Annotated in this window: 13 protein-coding genes; 6 read left to right on the plus strand and 7 right to left on the minus strand. The window is 59.3% G+C overall.

Going from position 1 to position 16,577, the window contains the following annotated elements:
* Positions 1–19: 19 nt before the first annotated feature.
* Positions 20–811, minus strand: coding sequence for a crotonase/enoyl-CoA hydratase family protein (locus tag C4J93_RS08730; RefSeq protein WP_124429103.1), 792 nt, complete (start codon positions 809–811; stop codon positions 20–22).
* Between the two features lie 423 nt (positions 812–1,234).
* On the opposite strand from C4J93_RS08730, the gene C4J93_RS08740 reads away from it, so the two are divergent.
* Positions 1,235–2,908 carry a DEAD/DEAH box helicase gene (locus C4J93_RS08740; RefSeq protein ID WP_124366387.1) on the plus strand — a complete coding sequence of 558 codons (1,674 nt, stop codon included), beginning with the start codon at positions 1,235–1,237 and terminating at the stop codon, positions 2,906–2,908.
* Between the two features lie 88 nt (positions 2,909–2,996).
* On the opposite strand, the gene C4J93_RS08745 is transcribed toward C4J93_RS08740, so the two are convergent.
* Entirely contained in the window at positions 2,997–3,764 is a 768-nt protein-coding gene (locus C4J93_RS08745) for a class III extradiol ring-cleavage dioxygenase (RefSeq protein ID WP_124370134.1), read from the minus strand.
* A gap of 103 nt (positions 3,765–3,867) precedes the next feature.
* On the opposite strand from C4J93_RS08745, the gene C4J93_RS08750 reads away from it, so the two are divergent.
* Entirely contained in the window at positions 3,868–4,524 is a 657-nt protein-coding gene (locus tag C4J93_RS08750) for a thiopurine S-methyltransferase (protein WP_124429104.1), read from the plus strand.
* Between the two features lie 57 nt (positions 4,525–4,581).
* On the opposite strand, the gene htpX is transcribed toward C4J93_RS08750, so the two are convergent.
* Together htpX and C4J93_RS08760 are read right to left on the minus strand one after the other, a co-directional pair.
* Complete coding sequence (gene htpX, locus C4J93_RS08755; protein WP_124361920.1) at positions 4,582–5,469, minus strand: protease HtpX; 888 nt, start codon at positions 5,467–5,469, stop codon at positions 4,582–4,584.
* A gap of 304 nt (positions 5,470–5,773) precedes the next feature.
* Complete coding sequence (locus C4J93_RS08760) at positions 5,774–6,985, minus strand: pyridoxal phosphate-dependent aminotransferase (protein ID WP_065885153.1); 1,212 nt, start codon at positions 6,983–6,985, stop codon at positions 5,774–5,776.
* Positions 6,986–7,187: 202 nt separating this feature from the next.
* On the opposite strand from C4J93_RS08760, the gene msrB reads away from it, so the two are divergent.
* On the plus strand, positions 7,188–7,580 hold the full coding sequence (gene msrB / locus C4J93_RS08765) for a peptide-methionine (R)-S-oxide reductase MsrB (RefSeq protein ID WP_124429105.1): 393 nt from the start codon (positions 7,188–7,190) through the stop codon (positions 7,578–7,580).
* 150 nt (positions 7,581–7,730) lie between these two features.
* Entirely contained in the window at positions 7,731–8,216 is a 486-nt protein-coding gene (locus tag C4J93_RS08770) for a glutathione peroxidase (protein ID WP_124429106.1), read from the plus strand.
* Here the strand turns inward: C4J93_RS08770 and C4J93_RS08775 are convergent.
* Positions 8,209–10,521 carry a response regulator gene (locus C4J93_RS08775; RefSeq protein WP_124430857.1) on the minus strand — a complete coding sequence of 771 codons (2,313 nt, stop codon included), beginning with the start codon at positions 10,519–10,521 and terminating at the stop codon, positions 8,209–8,211. The genes C4J93_RS08770 and C4J93_RS08775 overlap by 8 nt on opposite strands.
* 167 nt (positions 10,522–10,688) lie before the next feature.
* Here C4J93_RS08775 and C4J93_RS08780 point away from each other — a divergent pair, with 167 nt between their 5' ends.
* Together C4J93_RS08780 and C4J93_RS08785 are read left to right on the plus strand one after the other, a co-directional pair.
* Entirely contained in the window at positions 10,689–11,579 is an 891-nt protein-coding gene (locus tag C4J93_RS08780) for an ATP-binding protein (protein ID WP_124370138.1), read from the plus strand.
* Positions 11,576–12,058: a GAF domain-containing protein gene (locus C4J93_RS08785; protein WP_124361924.1), complete on the plus strand. Its 483-nt coding sequence runs from the start codon at positions 11,576–11,578 to the stop codon at positions 12,056–12,058. The genes C4J93_RS08780 and C4J93_RS08785 overlap by 4 nt, the downstream gene beginning before the upstream one ends.
* 30 nt (positions 12,059–12,088) lie before the next feature.
* Here the strand turns inward: C4J93_RS08785 and C4J93_RS08790 are convergent, their stop codons facing one another.
* Entirely contained in the window at positions 12,089–15,724 is a 3,636-nt protein-coding gene (locus tag C4J93_RS08790; RefSeq protein ID WP_124429107.1) for a transporter substrate-binding domain-containing protein, read from the minus strand.
* Between the two features lie 8 nt (positions 15,725–15,732).
* Positions 15,733–16,359: a response regulator transcription factor gene (locus C4J93_RS08795; RefSeq protein WP_124366395.1), complete on the minus strand. Its 627-nt coding sequence runs from the start codon at positions 16,357–16,359 to the stop codon at positions 15,733–15,735.
* Positions 16,360–16,577: the final 218 nt, after the last annotated feature.

Genomic DNA, 16,577 nt, shown 5'->3' on the forward strand with positions numbered 1-16,577 from the left:
TGAGGCCGGCACTGCCCACTCAAATACCCTTGAACACCCCAGGCCGCTTCTCGATCATCGCCCGCACGCCCTCCTTGGCATCTTCGCTGTTCAGCAACTTGTTCACCATCGGCGGCAACGCGGCGGCCGCCACGGTCTCGCCTTCCTTGTGCGCCAATCGCGCCGACATCAACGTTGCCTGCACCCCAAGCGGCGCCTGGCGCGCGATGCGATTGGCCAGCTCGATGGCGCGGGGCAGCAGGTCTTCGCTGGCCATCACTTCCTGCACCAGGCGCAGGCGCAGGGCTTCATGGGCGTCGAACTCGTCGCCGGTCAGCAGCCAGCGCATCGCATTGCCCCAGCCGGCGATCTGATGAAAGCGTAATGTCGCACCGCCAAACGGAAAGATCCCACGCTGCACTTCCATCTGCGCAAAGCGCGTGTTGCTCGCGCAAAGATTGATGTCCGCCGCCAGCATCAGCTCGATGCCGAGGGTCAGGCAGTAGCCATGGGCTGCCACGATTACCGGTTTATTGACCCTGGGACCGGCGAACACGCCCCAGGGGTCGCAGCCGCCCAGGGGCGGTTGCCAACCTCCCGCCATGACGCCGCTGACATTGGCCAGGTCGAGCCCGGCGGTGAAGTGGTCGCCATGGGCAAACACCACGGCAACCCGCGCGTCATCGTTTCGATCAAAATCGCCATAGGCCATGCTCAGTTCGTTGAGCAGGTCGAGGTCGAAAGCATTGCGCTTTGCCACTCGGTCCAGCCCCAGCAACAGGACATGGCCCTGGAGTTCACGGGTAACGCGGCTGGTGCTGGCTTGATTCATCGGGGTGCCCTCGGGGCGCGGATTGAGGTTTCAGACCAAGGGACAGGCCTGGACAGGTGAACCGTTTAAGCGTGATGACCAATAGGGCCGGGCCTTTGCAAAATAGACCCTGGCGCAGTTATCTGCAAAGGCTGTGACGCAGCGCGGTTTATCGGTGCTTTGCGATAAAAAAAGCTCCCTTTTTCAGCTATTTCCGGTATAGTGCGCGCCGGCCTTTAACCGGGCCGCGTTTAGGTAGCGCAATTCCCCGAAGTCAGCTTCGGCTGCACGTCCGCACAGCGGACTCTTCCTTGACGAATCTTTTTCATTCATTCGTTTTCGCAAATCCCCGCCGACAAAGCAGCCAGGGCGACTCTTGAGTCTCAACACGGCATGCGCAGCTTTGGAGCATGGGTCTTTGCGGATGCACTTAGAGGCAGACCCATGACCCAGGAAACCGGCGGCTTCGCCGCTTTTAATCTTAATCCGAACATTCTCGCCGCCGTCATCGCGACTGGCTACGAAGAACCTTCGGCTATTCAGCAGCAATCGATCCCGATCATCATGGCCGGCCAGGACATGATTGGCCAGGCGCAGACCGGTACCGGTAAAACCGCCGCGTTCGCCCTGCCTATCCTGCACTGCATCGATCCTGCCAAGCGCGAACCGCAAGCCCTGATCCTGGCGCCAACCCGTGAGTTGGCGCTGCAAGTAGCAACCGCTTTCGAAACCTACGCCAAGCAAATGCCAGGTGTAACCGTTGTGGCCGTTTACGGCGGCGCGCCTATGGGCCCACAACTGAAAGCCATCCGTAACGGCGCACAGATCGTTGTCGCCACCCCGGGCCGTCTGTGCGACCACCTGCGTCGCGACGAGAAAGTCCTGTCGACCGTGAACCACCTGGTTCTCGACGAAGCCGACGAAATGTTGAAGCTGGGCTTCATGGATGACCTGGAAGTCATCTTCAAGGCACTGCCACCAACCCGTCAGACCGTACTGTTCTCGGCCACCCTGCCGCAGTCGATCCGTGCCATTGCCGAACGCCACCTGCGCGATCCGCAACACGTGAAGATCCAGACCAAGACCCAGACCGTTACCGCGATCGAACAGGCTCACCTGTTGGTTCACGCTGACCAGAAGACCTCGGCTGTATTGAGCCTGCTGGAAGTCGAAGACTTCGACGCCTTGATCATGTTCGTGCGCACCAAGCAAGCGACCCTGGACCTGGCCAGTGCCCTGGAAGCCAAAGGCTACAAGGCCGCTGCGCTGAACGGTGACATCGCCCAGAACCAACGTGAGCGCGTGATCGACTCCCTCAAGGATGGCCGCCTGGACATCGTTGTGGCGACCGACGTTGCCGCCCGTGGCCTCGACGTTCCACGTATCACCCACGTATTCAACGTTGATATGCCGTACGACCCAGAGTCCTACGTTCACCGTATCGGCCGTACCGGCCGTGCCGGTCGCGAAGGTCGGGCATTGCTGCTGGTCACGCCACGTGAGCGCCGCATGCTGCAAGTCATCGAGCGTGTTACCGGCCAGAAAGTGGCCGAAGTGCGCCTGCCGGATGCCCAGGCCGTTCTCGATGCCCGCATCAAGAAACTGACCAACAGCCTGGCGCCACTGGTGGCTGACGCTGAATCGACCCACGGCGAACTGCTGGACCGCCTGACCGCCGATATCGGTTGCACCCCCCGTGCCCTGGCTGCAGCGTTGCTGCGCAAGGCTACCAACGGTCAGGCACTGACCTTGGCAGCGATCGAGAAAGAACGCCCACTGGTACCGAACAACGCGCCACGCGGTGATCGTCCAGAGCGTACCGGCGACCGTCCGGACCGTGGTGATCGTGAGCGTCGTGCTCCGGTTCCATTGGCTGAAGGCCGTGCTCGTTGCCGTACTGCGCTGGGTGCGCGTGACGGTATCGCTGCCAAGAACCTGCTGGGCGCTATCCTCAACGAGGGTGGCCTGGCACGTGAAGCCATCGGTCGGATCCAGGTCCGTGACAGCTTCTCCCTGGTGGAGCTGCCGGAAGACGGTCTGGAAAAACTGCTGGCCAAGCTCAAAGACACACGCGTTGCCGGCAAGCAGTTGAAGCTGCGTCGCTACCGCGAAGATTGATCCGCCCTTGGGCTGATTGATCGCACATAAAAAATCCCCGACTGGTTCGGGGATTTTTTTTGCCTGGGATTCAGGCAGTGCACCTGTGTTAGCCAAAGCGATAGATGTCCATGCCCAAGGCGCCGAGGGTGAAGCCCTGATGCGCCACGCTGAAATCACCGCCGGCACCTCGCGCAAAGTAAAGCGGCAACAAATGCTCGTCGCTGGGGTGGCTGCGCACTGCATGGGGCGCCAGGAGGCGATAGTCATGCAAGGCTGTTTCGTCACCGGCAGCGAGTTTTTCGACTACCCAGTCGCGAAAGGCTTGCGCCCATGGCGTGATGGTTTCCGGCCCGGCGCGCCAGTCCAGCTCACCGAGATTATGGGTGATGCTGCCGGAGCCGATCAGTAGCACACCTTGATCGCGCAGCCTGCAGAGGGCATGTCCAACCCGGGTTTGAAAAGCCGGACCCATGCGGCTTGGCAGGGAGACTTGCACCACCGGAATATCCGCCGCCGGGTACATCAGCGACAGGGGCACCCAGGTGCCATGGTCGAAGGGCCGTTGGTTGTCTACCTGTGCAGTCAGGCCGTCAGCCTGCAATAACTCGGCAATTTCATTCGCCAGCCGTGGATCACCCGGCGCAGGGTATTGCACCGCAAACAGTTCGCGAGGGAAGCCGCCGAAGTCGTGCCAGGTTTCGGGCGCGGCGCTGCCACTGACCAGCAGTCCGTGGCTTTCCCAATGCGCCGATACCACCACAATCGCCTTGGGCCGTGGCAGCGCGGCTGCCAGGGCCTGCAGCGCCGGGCCGCTGGCACCGGGTTGCAGAGCCAGCATTGGGGAGCCATGGGAGATAAACAGGCTGGGGAACATAAGAAGAGTCCTGAAGATTAATATCGGGCTATCTTCATTCAGATCATTAATCCAGATCTAATATAAGATTTAGTGTCTTTTGATCGATTTTTCGGGGTGATGCATGGACGCAAAAATTTGGCAGGAACGCTGGGCAACCAATCAGATCGGTTTTCATCAGACCGACGTTAATCCTTACTTGCAGCGGCATTGGCCAACGTTGGCTCTGGTCGATGGTGCCAGGGTTTTCGTGCCTTTGTGTGGCAAGAGCCTGGACATGAAGTGGTTGGCGGATCGCGGGCATCGCGTGATGGGTGTGGAGGTGTCGGATAAAGCCGTTGAGGCATTCTTCAGCGAACAGGGACTTACGCCGCAGATCGATCAGAGAGGCGTGTTCAAGGTGTATCAGGCGGGCCTGATCGAAGTGTGGTGCGGTGACTTCTTCGCCCTTGACGCAAGTGCTGTGGCTGATTGCGTGGCGTTGTATGACCGTGCGGCACTGATCGCCTTGCCGCAGCCAATGCGCTCACGATACACCGAGCACCTCGATACCCTGCTGACCCCTGTCTGTGAGGGGCTGTTGATCAGCGTCGACTACGACCAGGCGCAAAGGGCTGGCCCGCCCTTCGCTGTCCCGGATGAGGAAGTGCAGTCGCTGCTGGGCCCGCACTGGAATGTGGTCACGCTGCAAGAGCGGGACATTTTGAGTGAAAGCAGCAAATTCAAGGCGGATGGCGTTACTCGGCTTGATGAGCGTGTTTATCGCCTGACCAGGCGGTAAATCACGCCCACGAAAAAGGGGCGATCCAATCGCCCCTTTCTGTGTTGCCCTGCGCTATCAGCCGCGACGACGCAATGCGTCAATCCGCTCTTCCAGCGGTGGGTGGCTCATGAACAGGCGAGCCAGGCCCTGCTTGACGCCGCCGTTGATGCCGAAGGCGGTCAGGCTGTCCGGCATATGCACCGGCAGGCCTTGTTCGGAGCGCAGGCGTTGCAGTGCGCCAATCATCGCGCTGGTGCCCGCCAGGCGCGCGCCGGCTTCGTCTGCGCGGAACTCACGTTTACGCGAGAACCACATTACGATGGCGCTTGCCAGGAAGCCCAGGACCAACTCGGCGAAGATGGTTGCCACGAAGTAGGCGATACCGCGGCCTTCCTCGTTCTTGAAGATCACCTTGTCGACGAAGTTACCGATGATTCGCGCAAAGAACATCACGAAGGTGTTCACCACGCCCTGAACCAGCGCCAGGGTGACCATGTCGCCGTTGGCCACGTGGCCGATCTCGTGGGCCAGCACCGCCTTGACTTCGTCGGGCGAAAAACGCTCCAGGAGCCCCTGGCTGACAGCGACCAGCGCGTCGTTCTTGTTCCAGCCGGTGGCGAAGGCGTTGGCCTCATAAGCAGGGAAAATCCCCACCTCGGGCATTTTGATGCCTGCTTCTTGAGACAACTGCTCCACGGTTTGCATCAGCCATTGTTCATGGCGAGTGCGTGGTTGAGTGATGATCTGGGTGCTGGTGCTCATTTTCGCCATCCACTTGGAGATGAACAGCGAGAACAGCGAACCGGCAAAACCGAAGACCGCACAGAAAATCAGCAGCTGATTGAGGTTCAGATCAACCCCGTTGGCCGCCATGAACCCGTCGAAGCCAAAAAGGCTCAGGGTGACGCTGGCAATCAGTACGACCGCCAGGTTAGTGGCCAAGAACAGCAGGATGCGCATCATGGTTGTAGAATTCTCCTCATGCTTAATATGTCGCTTACTGCGGGGTATATAAGGTGCGGCATGGGGTGATTCAACCGAGCGACTATTTCAAACTGTGTCCTACAGCGAAAATGTAGCGCCTTGAAGGGATTTTCCCACAACAATTAGCCTTGCCGGTTCGCCGCCAAGCGTGTCGCACCCCCGTTAACGCTAGGGTAGGGCGCCTGGCGCGGTGCTATCACCCCGTTCGAGGTCGCCCGCGCCAGAGAAGTGTTGCCAGATAATCGCTGTACGACCAAATGCAGGTCGTACGGGATCATTTGCGTTACTGGCGATAGGACTTCAGGAAGTTGCCGATGCGACCGATCGCCATATCCAGTTCATCCACGCGCGGCAACGTCACCACGCGGAAGTGATCCGGCCACGGCCAGTTGAAGGCGGTGCCTTGCACCACCAGCAGCTTTTCCGACAGTAGCAGGTCGAGCACGAACTTTTCGTCGTTGAGGATCGGGCAGACTTTCGGATCGATCCGCGGGAACGCGTACAGCGCCCCCATGGGCTTTACGCAACTGACGCCCGGGATCGCATTGAGCAACTCCCAGGTGCGGTTACGTTGCTCCAGCAAACGACCTTGGGGCAGTACCAGATCGTTGATGCTCTGGTAGCCGCCGAGGGCGGTCTGGATCGCGTGCTGGCTCGGCACGTTGGCGCACAGGCGCATGTTGGCCAGCATGTCGATGCCCTCGATATAGCTCTGGGCGTTGTGCTTGGGCCCGGAAATGGCGATCCAGCCGGAGCGGAACCCCGCCACGCGGTAGGACTTGGACAGGCCGTTGAAGGTCAGGCACAACAGGTCTGGCGCCAGGGAGGCGGTGCACACGTGGACGGCGTCATCGTAGAGGATCTTGTCGTAGATCTCGTCGGAGAACACCACAAGGTTGTGTTGGCGCGCCAGTTCGAGCATGCCCAGCAGCACTTCCCTGGAGTACACGGCACCGGTGGGGTTGTTCGGGTTGATGATCACCAGGGCCTTGGTGTTCGGGGTGATCTTGGCCTTGATATCGGCCAGGTCCGGGAACCAGTCGGCCCCTTCGTCGCACAGGTAGTGCACCGGGTGGCCACCGGCCAGGGTCACGGCGGCGGTCCACAACGGATAATCCGGCGCCGGCACCAGCACTTCGTCGCCGTTGTTGAGCAAGGCCTGCAGCGACATCACAATCAGCTCGGACACGCCATTGCCCAGGTAGATGTCTTCAATCCCGACACCTTCGACCTGTTTTTGCTGGTAATACTGCATCACCGCCTTGCGCGCGCTGAACAGGCCCTTGGAGTCACTGTAGCCTTGGGCCGTGGGCAGGTTGCGGATCACGTCCTGGAGGATTTCGTCTGGCGCTTCGAAACCAAAGGGCGCCGGGTTGCCGATGTTCAGCTTGAGGATGCGATGGCCTTCCTCTTCCAGGCGTTTGGCGTGCTTGAGCACCGGGCCGCGAATGTCGTAGCAGACGTTGGCGAGCTTGTTCGATTTGCTGACCTGCATGGTGATGTGATCCTGAAAATGAACGATCCAGACGGCACAGGCACTACCGTACTGTGAATCCCGTGCGGCTCACACCCATAAATACGTTTGAATGGTGATGGCGCGGGTGCCAGACTGGCGTTTTGAAGAGGCGCAATCATACGTGCCGCCTGATCCACGGAAAAGACACAGATCAGGGTTTTTCAGTTGCCGAGGTATACCGATGGAAAAGCTGCAGAAAACCATTGAAGAATGGAAAGCGATGCTCGACCCGGAGCAATACAACGTGTGTCGGCTCAAAGGCACCGAGCGGCCGTTCTCCGGCAAGTACAACGAGACCAAGACCGACGGCGTGTACCACTGCATTTGCTGCAATGAACCGTTGTTCGATTCCAAAGCCAAGTTTGACTCGGGCTGCGGCTGGCCCAGCTTCTACGAGCCGATTGCCGATAACGCGATGGTCGAGATCCGTGACGTCAGCCACAGCATGATCCGCACCGAAGTCACCTGCGCCAAGTGCGACGCGCACCTGGGGCATGTATTCCCGGACGGTCCGCCACCGACCGGCCTGCGCTACTGCATCAACTCGGTGTGCCTGGACCTGGTGCCGCGCTAGGCGAGTACCCGCTCGGTCAAAATGTGGGCGGGGCTTGCTCCCCCACGTTAGGCCTTGGGTTGATTGCACATCATCATTGCCGTCAATTGAGTTGACGCTATTGAATGGCGAGTTACCTTTCTGCTTCTTCCCTTAATCAAAGGCACTGCCATGAGCGACAACTTGCTGAGCATCCCTTGCACCACCATCAAGGGTGAGCAAAAGACCTTGGCCGATTTCGCCGGCAAGGCCATTCTGGTGGTCAACACCGCCAGCAAGTGTGGTTTCACCCCGCAATACAAGGGCCTGGAGCAGCTTTGGCAGCAATACAAGGACCAGGGCCTGGTGGTGCTGGGCTTTCCGTGCAATCAGTTCGGCAAGCAGGAGCCGGGCAATGAAGGCGCGATAGCCGAGTTCTGCGAATTGAACTTCGGCGTCAGTTTTCCCTTGTTCAAGAAAATCGACGTCAATGGCAGCGATGCCCACCCGCTGTTCGTGCAGCTCAAAAAGGCGGCGCCAGGGCTGCTGGGCTCGAAGAACATCAAGTGGAACTTCACCAAATTCCTCATCGGGCGTGACGGCAAAGAGGTCAAGCGTTTCGCCCCGACCACCAAGCCCCAGAACCTGAGCCAAGAGATCGAAGCCCTGCTCAAATGAGACTCGTCGTCTCAGGCACCCACAGGTCCAGCAGGGCCTTGAGTTCCTCGCGGCGAAACGGCTTGGCCAGGTAATCATTCATCCCCGCTGCACGGCAACGCTCACGTTCTTCGGACAGGGCGTTGGCGGTCAAGGCGACGATCGGCAGGTCCGGCCAGCGACCGCTCTGGCGAATCTGCCGACTGGCCTCGTAGCCGTCCATCACGGGCATGTTGCAGTCCATCAACACCAGATCGAAACGCTGGTCCTCAAGGAACTTGAGGGCTTCGCCACCATGGGCGGCCACGATGACCTCGCAGCCGAGCTTGCCGAGCATGCCCTTGGCCACCAGTTGATTGACCGGGTTGTCCTCCACCAGCAGGATGCGCGCACGGTGGCTGAGGGGCGCGGCGTCGATTTGGACCGGGTCCAGAATCGGCTGCGTGTCGCTGCGCAAATTACGCTGCAGGATTTGGTACAGCGCGTTACGGCTCAGCGGGCGGGCTTGTTGCTGCAGCGGCGCCAGGGCCGCGACTTCTTCGCTGGGCATGAAGTTGCCATAGGCAGTCACCACCAGAATCGGCGCGCTGATGCCCGGCCTCAGGCGGAACAGGCACTCCGGGCAGTCGGTGATCAACAGGTCGGGGTATTGTCCGCTCAGGTCGTCCTCCATGGAGTAGCAACGCGGCGCCAACCCCCAGTGGGGCAGCAGGGTCGTGAGCAACTCCCCCAGGCCGCTGCTGTGGTGGGTGATGACGATCACATCGCCCGCCAATGGCACCCGAGCTGCCGCCGGCAGGTGGGTGGGCAACGGCAGGTCGGCGCAGAACTGGCTGCCGAAGCCGACCTCCGAACTGATGCTCAAGCGGCCCTGCATGGCTTCGCAGAGATTATGGGTCAATGCGAGCCCCAGGCCGGTACCGCCGAATTGGCGCGTAATACCAGCGCCGGCCTGGGTGAACGGCTGGAAAATCTTGACCTGGGCATCCTGGGCAATCCCGATACCGGTATCACAGACTTCAATGCGCACTCCGTCGCCGTGGTGGCGCAGGCGCACATCCACCCGGCCGAAGCGGGTGAACTTCAAGGCGTTGGACAGCAGGTTACTGACGATTTGCCGTACCCGCGTCGGGTCGCCAATGACTTGGGCAGCAAACAGCGGGTCGATCAGGCAGGTCAGTTCCACGCTGGGCGCGGCGTTTTGCGACAACAGGTTGGCGGTGTCTTCCACCAGCGAGCCCAGGTCGAACGGGATGCGCTCAAGCTCCAGTTGACCCGCGTCGAACTTGGACAGGTCAAGGATATCGTTGAGCAACTCCACCAATACCTTGCCGGAGTCATGGGCAATGGACAGTTGCTGGCGCTGCTCGGCGTTGAGCGGGCTGTCCAGCGACAGGGCAATCATGCCCAGCAGGCCATTGAGCGGGGTGCGGATTTCATGGCTCATATTGGCCAGGAACGCCGCCCGAGCCTGGGCCATGCCCAGGGCGGTCATCCGCGCTGCTTCCAGCTCATCATTGATCTGGCTCAAGCGTTGGTTGCTGGTCTTGAGCTCAAGGGTGCGCGCAGAAACGATGTCTTCCAGTTGGCCCAGGTATTCGGTGAGACGATCTTCGGCATGGCGACGCTGCTGGATCTCGGTTTCCATGTTTTCGAATTGCTGGTTGGCAACGTTGACCAGCACGCCGATTTCGTCGTGCTCATGCCCTGGCGGGCAGTCCAGGCGCGCCTGTTTGCGCGTGCTCAACGCGCGAATAATGCGCACCAGCGGCTGGGTGAGCATGACGTAGAACAAGCCCAGCAAGATCCCGGTCAGCAGCAGGCTGCGCACAAAACCATTGAGCAACGTGACCTCGGCGCGGCGCAGGAAACGGCTGCCAAACGCGTAGGTATCGACATCAAGGCGCAGCACACCCAGGGATTCGTTGGGCATATGGCTGAGGTACAGGCGGTCTTCGAATTGACGGTTGGCACCGAACAGAAAATCGCTGACGGGTCGATAATGGCTTTCCTTGCGCGGCCGCTCGACGTCGGCCAGCACCATGCCGTTGTTGTCGACCAGCTGTGCGTGGGCAATGGCAGGAGAGTGCAGCAGGCCCAGGGTCAGTTCCTGGGCAAGTTCGGCATCGATGTTGTAGGCGATACGCGAGGCAGGGTTATGGCTGATTTCGATCAGTGAACGTATTTCACGGTTGATGGATGCGTCTTCACTGGCATAATCAATGCCGATTTGGATAAAACTGAGCAAGGTTCCCAAGACGAAACCGACCAGCACAGTCAATCTGGCTTGTTTATAAGACAAGCGGTGGGCGAACTTGATATCCATCGAGTGTTGAACCACTTCACGTTTCCCTTCGCCCGGCAAGCATAGCTGAACATCCCACCAGCGCTGACTTGCCCGGCATAAATCGATTTTCTTGACGCAGCCTTGTGCGGTCTGCCACAGGGTTGCCAATACGCCATCTTTTACAAGAACTTGCCAGAGGAATAGATGTGGATTCTCGATTGAATGCCTTTCTTGAGCGGGCTGACGCCGTGCTGGCGCGCCTGGAGCCCCTGTTACCCGCACCGCGCCAAGCCATCGACTGGAACCAGTGCCTGGCCGCCCGCTGGCAGCGCGAAGGCCGTACAGGCTTCCTGTTGCCGCTGGAAGTCAGCCTGGACATGCGCCTGTCGGACCTGATCGGCGTCGACAAGCAGCGTGAACAGCTGGCGCGTAACACCCAACAGTTTCTCGACGGCTTACCTGCCAACCATGCGCTGCTATGGGGTTCGCGTGGCACCGGGAAATCATCCATGGTACGCGCCTTGCTCGCCCAGCACGCCGAGGCCGGCCTGCGCTTGATCGAAATCGAGCGTGACCACCTGGCCGACCTGCCGCGCGTGGTCGAGCAACTGCTCAAGCTGCCGCAGCGTTTCATCCTGTTCTGCGATGACCTGTCGTTCGATGCCGGGGAAGGTGACTATCGCGTGCTCAAGAGCGTGCTGGATGGCTCCCTGGAGCAGGCGCCGGAAAACGTGTTGCTGTATGCCACCTCCAATCGTCGTCACCTGGTGCCGGAGAACCAGAGCGACAACGACAATTGGAAGCGCGTAGATGGCGAACTGCACCCGAGCGAGGCGGTAGAAGACAAGATTGCCTTGTCCGACCGTTTTGGCTTGTGGCTGTCGTTCTACCCGTTTACCCAGGAGCACTTCCTGAATGTGGTGGAGCACTGGATCGGCGAATTGGCCGGCAAGACCGGCCTGCAGTGGCAGCGTGATGAACAACTCGACATTCTCGCCGTGCGCTGGGCGACCGGGCGCGGTAACCGCAATGGCCGCTGCGCCTATCAGTTCGCTCGTTACTGGGTGGGTCTCAAATTGCTGGAGCGTCAACCATGATCGATTTACAACAGGCCGGCACCGGCCTCGAGGGCTATGCGCTGCTGTGTGCGCAACTGGAGTCGCTGCTGGCGGATGAGCGGGATTTCATTGCCAACAGCGCGCAATTCTCCGCGTTCCTGTTCAATCAGTTGGACGACCTGAACTGGGCGGGTTTCTACCTCAATCGCAATGATGAGCTGGTTCTTGGCCCCTTCCAGGGCCAGATCGCTTGCGTGCGCATCCCTTTTGGTCGTGGTGTGTGTGGTGCCGCCGCGGCGTCCCGGCAAACCCAGCGAGTGGAAGACGTGCATGCGTTTGCCGGGCACATTGCCTGTGACAGCGCCTCGAACAGTGAGTTGGTGGTGCCGCTGGTCAAGAACGGCCAATTGATTGGCGTCCTTGACCTCGACAGCCCGTCGCTGGCGCGTTTTACGCCTCAGGACCAGGCGGGTATCGAACAACTCGCGGCTATTTTCCTGCGCTTGACCGATTGCTGAGCGAGCGAGGCGGGGGCAAGCCCCTGCCTCCTATTGGCCGTCCAGGTCATGCAGTTGAACCTGCAGTGCCCGTTCCAGCTCGAGCATGAGCTTTTCCAGGGATTTGACCCCCGTCTCGATCACTCGCCGATCTTCGTTGCGCGAGCAGGCCTGCTCCAGTGTTTCACACTGCCCGGCCAAGGCATTGGCTTGGACGATGCGTGCGGCCCCCTTGATCTTGTGGGCCTGTTCGATGATGTCGGTGGATGAAGCCTTGCGATCCAGCAGCGCAATGAGTGCCTGACGATCATCAACGCTGCTGGTCAGCAGTTCTTCGAGCAGACGTCGACTCAATTGCGAATCCCCTCCGGTCAGCGCGTCCAGGCATCCCAGGTCCAGCTGCGGGCTCGTGGGTTGGGGGATGATCTGTGCCAACTGCCGTTCCAGCACGGTGAGGCTGATAGGTTTGAACAGGCAGTCATCCATGCCCGCTTCCATGCAGCGTTGTCTTTCCTCCGGTTGTGCATTGGCGGTAAACCCCAGTACCACGCAGTGCGCCAACTGTTCGCGTTGCTCGTACTCACGGATGGAACGGCTCAACTCGTAGCCATTCATGATGGGCATGTTGCAGTCGGCGATCACCAGGTCGAACTGTTCCTGGCGCCAGGCCTGGAACCCGGCGGCACCATGCTCGGCGGCGGTGAATTGATGGCCCAGGTAGCCCAGTTGCTGGCACATCAGCAGGCGGTTCGCCGGATGGTCGTCTACTACCAGCACATTGAGCACCGGGGTAGAGACCGGCTTCGCAGGCGTGTGCTCACCCTGGGGGGTGATCGGATGCAGGCGCGGCATTTTCAGGTTGACGTGCACCTGGGTGCCGACCATGGGCACGCTGCTCAGGCTCAGCTGGCCGCCCATCATTGCGCAAAGGCTGCGGCAGATCACCAGGCCCAGGCCGGCACCGCTTCTGGCCAGGTGCCCGGAATTATCGGCCTGGGCGAACGGCTCGAACAGACGCAGTTGGTCGTCCCTGCTGATGCCGATACCGGTGTCTTCCACGACCAGCTTCACGTCGACCTGTTCCTGGGTCTGGCTCGGTTGCACCTCCACCTTGATTTTCACCTGGCCGTGTTCGGTGAACTTGATGGCATTGCTCACAAGATTGGACAGCACTTGCTTGAAGCGCAGCGGGTCTATGAGGACTTCGATGTCGTTCAGGTCGGGCTTGAACTCCAGTAGCAGGCTGAGGGTTTTCTGGCGCGCAAGACCGTCAAACACGCGTACCACGGACTCGATCACCTCGCGCAGATTGACGCGTTCCGGCGCCAGGCTGAGACGGCCGGACTCAATGCGCGCGATGTCGAGAATGTCGCCTATCAGTTCCAGGAGATCCTTGGCCGAGTTGTAGGCCACTTCTATCGCCGGACGGTCGAGATGCCCTTGGTCGGCCCGCTTGAGCGTCAGTTCGAGCATGCCGATCACGGCGTTCATGGGGGTGCGGATCTCGTGGCTCATGGTGGCAAGGAACGTACTTTTGGCGCGGTTGGCCTCGTCGGCGCGCTCTTTGGCGGCGCGCAGTTCATCGAACAACTGACGCCGTTCACTGATGTCGATCCAGCCGCCGATGATGCCCTGGACTTCGCCAGTGGAATCGCGGTAGGGCAGGATCCAGTGGTAGATCGTCAGCTTCCTCTCCTCGATATGCAGGGTGCGGTCCAGGATCAATGGATTGCCTTCAGCCACCACCCGCAGGTAGTCGGCATGGTACTGCGCTGCTTCGGGCGCGAGGGCCATGCTCATCTGGGTCACGCTTTTGCCGATCACATCCTCCCGCTTGACGTCGAAGGCCTGCAGATAACTGTCGTTGCAGGTTTGCAGCAAGCCATTACGATCGCGTACATAGATGGGGTGCGGTGTTTCGTTGACCAGCGCGCGCATGAATTCGAACTGATCGTTGAGGGCGCGCTCGGCCATTTTTCGTTGCCTGATCTGGCGCCGCATGTAGGCATTCCAGGTCAGGGAAATCAGGAGCAGCAAACCGGTACCGATGACGATTTTGGCAATCAGTTGGTTGTAATTGCGCCAGTAGCTATCGGATTCGACTGTGTAGCCACGCCAGCGACTATTGATCACGCCCATTTCATCCGGGGCGATACTGAGCAGCGCTTTATCGAGGATCGAGCCCAACTCGGTGGCATGGCGAGAGGTGGCCAGGGCGAACGTCGCCGGCGTGGTGCCAATACTCGTGGTGATCTGCAGCTTGTCCCGGAAAACCTTTGAGGACAGGAAATAGTTAGCGATCAACAGTGTGTTCACAGCGCCATCCACTTGCCCTTGTGCAAGCAACTCGGAGGCCCTGAAGGTATCGCCGGTTTCCACCAGTTGAATCTGCGGAAAGTCCTTGCGCAGGATTTCGGCCAGCGGAGTGCCCAGTGTCACCGCCAGGCGCTTGCCCGCCATCTGCTCCAGGTTCAGCGGTGCTCCGGGTTCTTTGCGGGTCAATAGCACGTACGAGTTTTCCAGGTAGGGACGGCTGAAATTCAGCTGCGCCTCCCGTTGGTTACTCGGCACGATCGCCCCGATCATATCGACTTTCTGCGTGGCGACCTGCTCGATCATATCGTCGACTTTACGTCCGCGCTGCACCGCAAAACGCAAGCCGGTCCGCAAGCGAATGAGTTCAAGAAGGTCGGCGGTGATGCCGCGAAAATTGCCCTCCGCATCGAAGAAGGTGAGCGGGGCAAAGGTTTCATTCACGATGACCGTTACCACCGGGTGCGCCTTCAACCAGCGTTCTTCGCGCGGGGTCAGTTGCAGTTTCTCGTCGGTCAGCAAGATATCGCTGCCGGCGCTCCACCGCTTGGCGATGCTATCCCGCTCATTGATGGGCACAGCCGCCAGCACCGTGTCGACAATGCTCAGGAGAACGAGGTTGTCGTGGCGTAGGGCAAAGCTGAAGCCATAGGCCTCATGCTTGCCGAAGTTGGCCATGCGAACGTTTTTGAGGTAGCCCTTGTTAATCATGAAGTGGGTGGAAATCGTATCGCCAAGAAATACATCCGCCTGGTCAAACGCCACTGCATTCAGGGCATTTTGATAGGAGGGATAGGTGCGGATATCCGCCTTGGGGTACAGCTTCTCCACTTCATCGAACGGCAGGTAATGATAGACGAGGCTCAGGCGCAGCCCTTCAAGGCCATCGCTGAGGCTGCGGGTTTCCCCCTCGCGAGTGACCAGTACAGGCTGGTCCACGGCGTAAGGTGCCGACAATGTGAGATTGGGGTTCGCGGCCTCAAAGCCGTTGGAGGAGCCCAGCAAATCGATGTCACCAGCTTCGAGAGCTTGAATGGCGGCCACCCGAGTAGGGTAGCGCAGGACCTTCACCGGTATGGCCAGTGCCTTGGCCAGCAGGCCTGCATAATCTGCGGTAAGGCCTTCGTAATCGCGACCACTGGAGGTGAGGTCGAACGGCGGGTAGTCAGGCGCGGCAGTACCCAGCACCAGTTCGCGCTTGTATTGCAGCCACTGGCGCTGGGTCCTGTCCAGTTGAGTGTTCAGTTGAACGATTCCGGCGCGGCTCAATAAAGTGAAGTGTTGCGGGTCGGTGGAGTCGTCCGCAAGCACGGTAGTGCTGAAGTACAAACCGGCACTCAATATGATCAAATAGTCGTTGATACGGCTGGGCATCCGTTTTCTCACACTAGCGCGTTTCGTTTTGCCATCTCGATGAGCTCGACTAAAGACTGGGCTTTTAGTTTTTGCATTAGTCGCTTTTTATACGTGCTGACGGTTTTATTACTCAGGAACATACCCTTGGCTATTTCTTTGTTGGTGCGGCCTTGTGCAAAAAGTTGCAAGACCATGAGTTCTCGGTCGTTAACAGCCCTGAACAAGTCCAGCTCCTGCGTGTCCATGCCTTCCGTTCCATTTGCATTCAATGCCTGGCTGGGGAAGTAGTTGTACCCGGATAGTACGGCGCGGATAGCACTCAGTAGTTCACTCAGGTCGCCTTCCTTGCAGACGTAACCGTCCGCGCCCGAACGCATGCAGCGCGTGGCAAACAGCGTCGGGCATTGGGCGGTAAGTACCAGGGTTTTCATCGAAGTGTTCATGGCGTTGAATCGACATAGAACTTCGAGGCCGTCAAGTTTCGGAATGCTGATGTCCAGGATTACCAAGTCCGGCAGGCATTCGCGGACCATTTGTATGGCGTCGCACCCGTTATCCGTTTCTCCAACGACTTTGTAACCTTCATGTTCCAGTAACATTCTGATGGCGAGCCGTATAACGGGGTGGTCGTCGATAATAAAAACGGTGTTCATAATCACATTCCATGCAGGTGCAAATAAAGCATTCACATTAGCTCAGAAGACGAGGCAGCAGCATGAAGCGTGGGGGCGACAAGCGCAAAACAGGAAGTTTCCTACACAAAGAAAGGCATAGGCCTACGAGTTGCTAGGTAATTGTGACACTAAGTGTGTGTTTTCAGGGCGGTTGGCGTAGCTAACGGCCACGGGTATTTTGCGACAGCTCTCTCTTT

The organism is Pseudomonas sp. R2-37-08W (genome assembly GCF_003851705.1).
Taxonomy (GTDB): Bacteria; Pseudomonadota; Gammaproteobacteria; order Pseudomonadales; family Pseudomonadaceae; genus Aquipseudomonas.

What these genes read in the sequence shown, in the direction of transcription:
- C4J93_RS08730 (WP_124429103.1), bottom strand. Translation starts at nt 811, where the DNA reads ATGAATCAAGCCAGCACCAGCCGCGTTACCCGTGAACTCCAGGGCCAT.
- C4J93_RS08740 (WP_124366387.1), top strand. Translation starts at nt 1,235, where the DNA reads ATGACCCAGGAAACCGGCGGCTTCGCCGCTTTTAATCTTAATCCGAAC.
- C4J93_RS08745 (WP_124370134.1), bottom strand. Translation starts at nt 3,764, where the DNA reads ATGTTCCCCAGCCTGTTTATCTCCCATGGCTCCCCAATGCTGGCTCTG.
- C4J93_RS08750 (WP_124429104.1), top strand. Translation starts at nt 3,868, where the DNA reads ATGGACGCAAAAATTTGGCAGGAACGCTGGGCAACCAATCAGATCGGT.
- htpX (WP_124361920.1), bottom strand. Translation starts at nt 5,469, where the DNA reads ATGATGCGCATCCTGCTGTTCTTGGCCACTAACCTGGCGGTCGTACTG.
- C4J93_RS08760 (WP_065885153.1), bottom strand. Translation starts at nt 6,985, where the DNA reads ATGCAGGTCAGCAAATCGAACAAGCTCGCCAACGTCTGCTACGACATT.
- msrB (WP_124429105.1), top strand. Translation starts at nt 7,188, where the DNA reads ATGGAAAAGCTGCAGAAAACCATTGAAGAATGGAAAGCGATGCTCGAC.
- C4J93_RS08770 (WP_124429106.1), top strand. Translation starts at nt 7,731, where the DNA reads ATGAGCGACAACTTGCTGAGCATCCCTTGCACCACCATCAAGGGTGAG.
- C4J93_RS08775 (WP_124430857.1), bottom strand. Translation starts at nt 10,521, where the DNA reads ATGGATATCAAGTTCGCCCACCGCTTGTCTTATAAACAAGCCAGATTG.
- C4J93_RS08785 (WP_124361924.1), top strand. Translation starts at nt 11,576, where the DNA reads ATGATCGATTTACAACAGGCCGGCACCGGCCTCGAGGGCTATGCGCTG.
- C4J93_RS08790 (WP_124429107.1), bottom strand. Translation starts at nt 15,724, where the DNA reads ATGCCCAGCCGTATCAACGACTATTTGATCATATTGAGTGCCGGTTTG.
- C4J93_RS08795 (WP_124366395.1), bottom strand. Translation starts at nt 16,359, where the DNA reads ATGAACACCGTTTTTATTATCGACGACCACCCCGTTATACGGCTCGCC.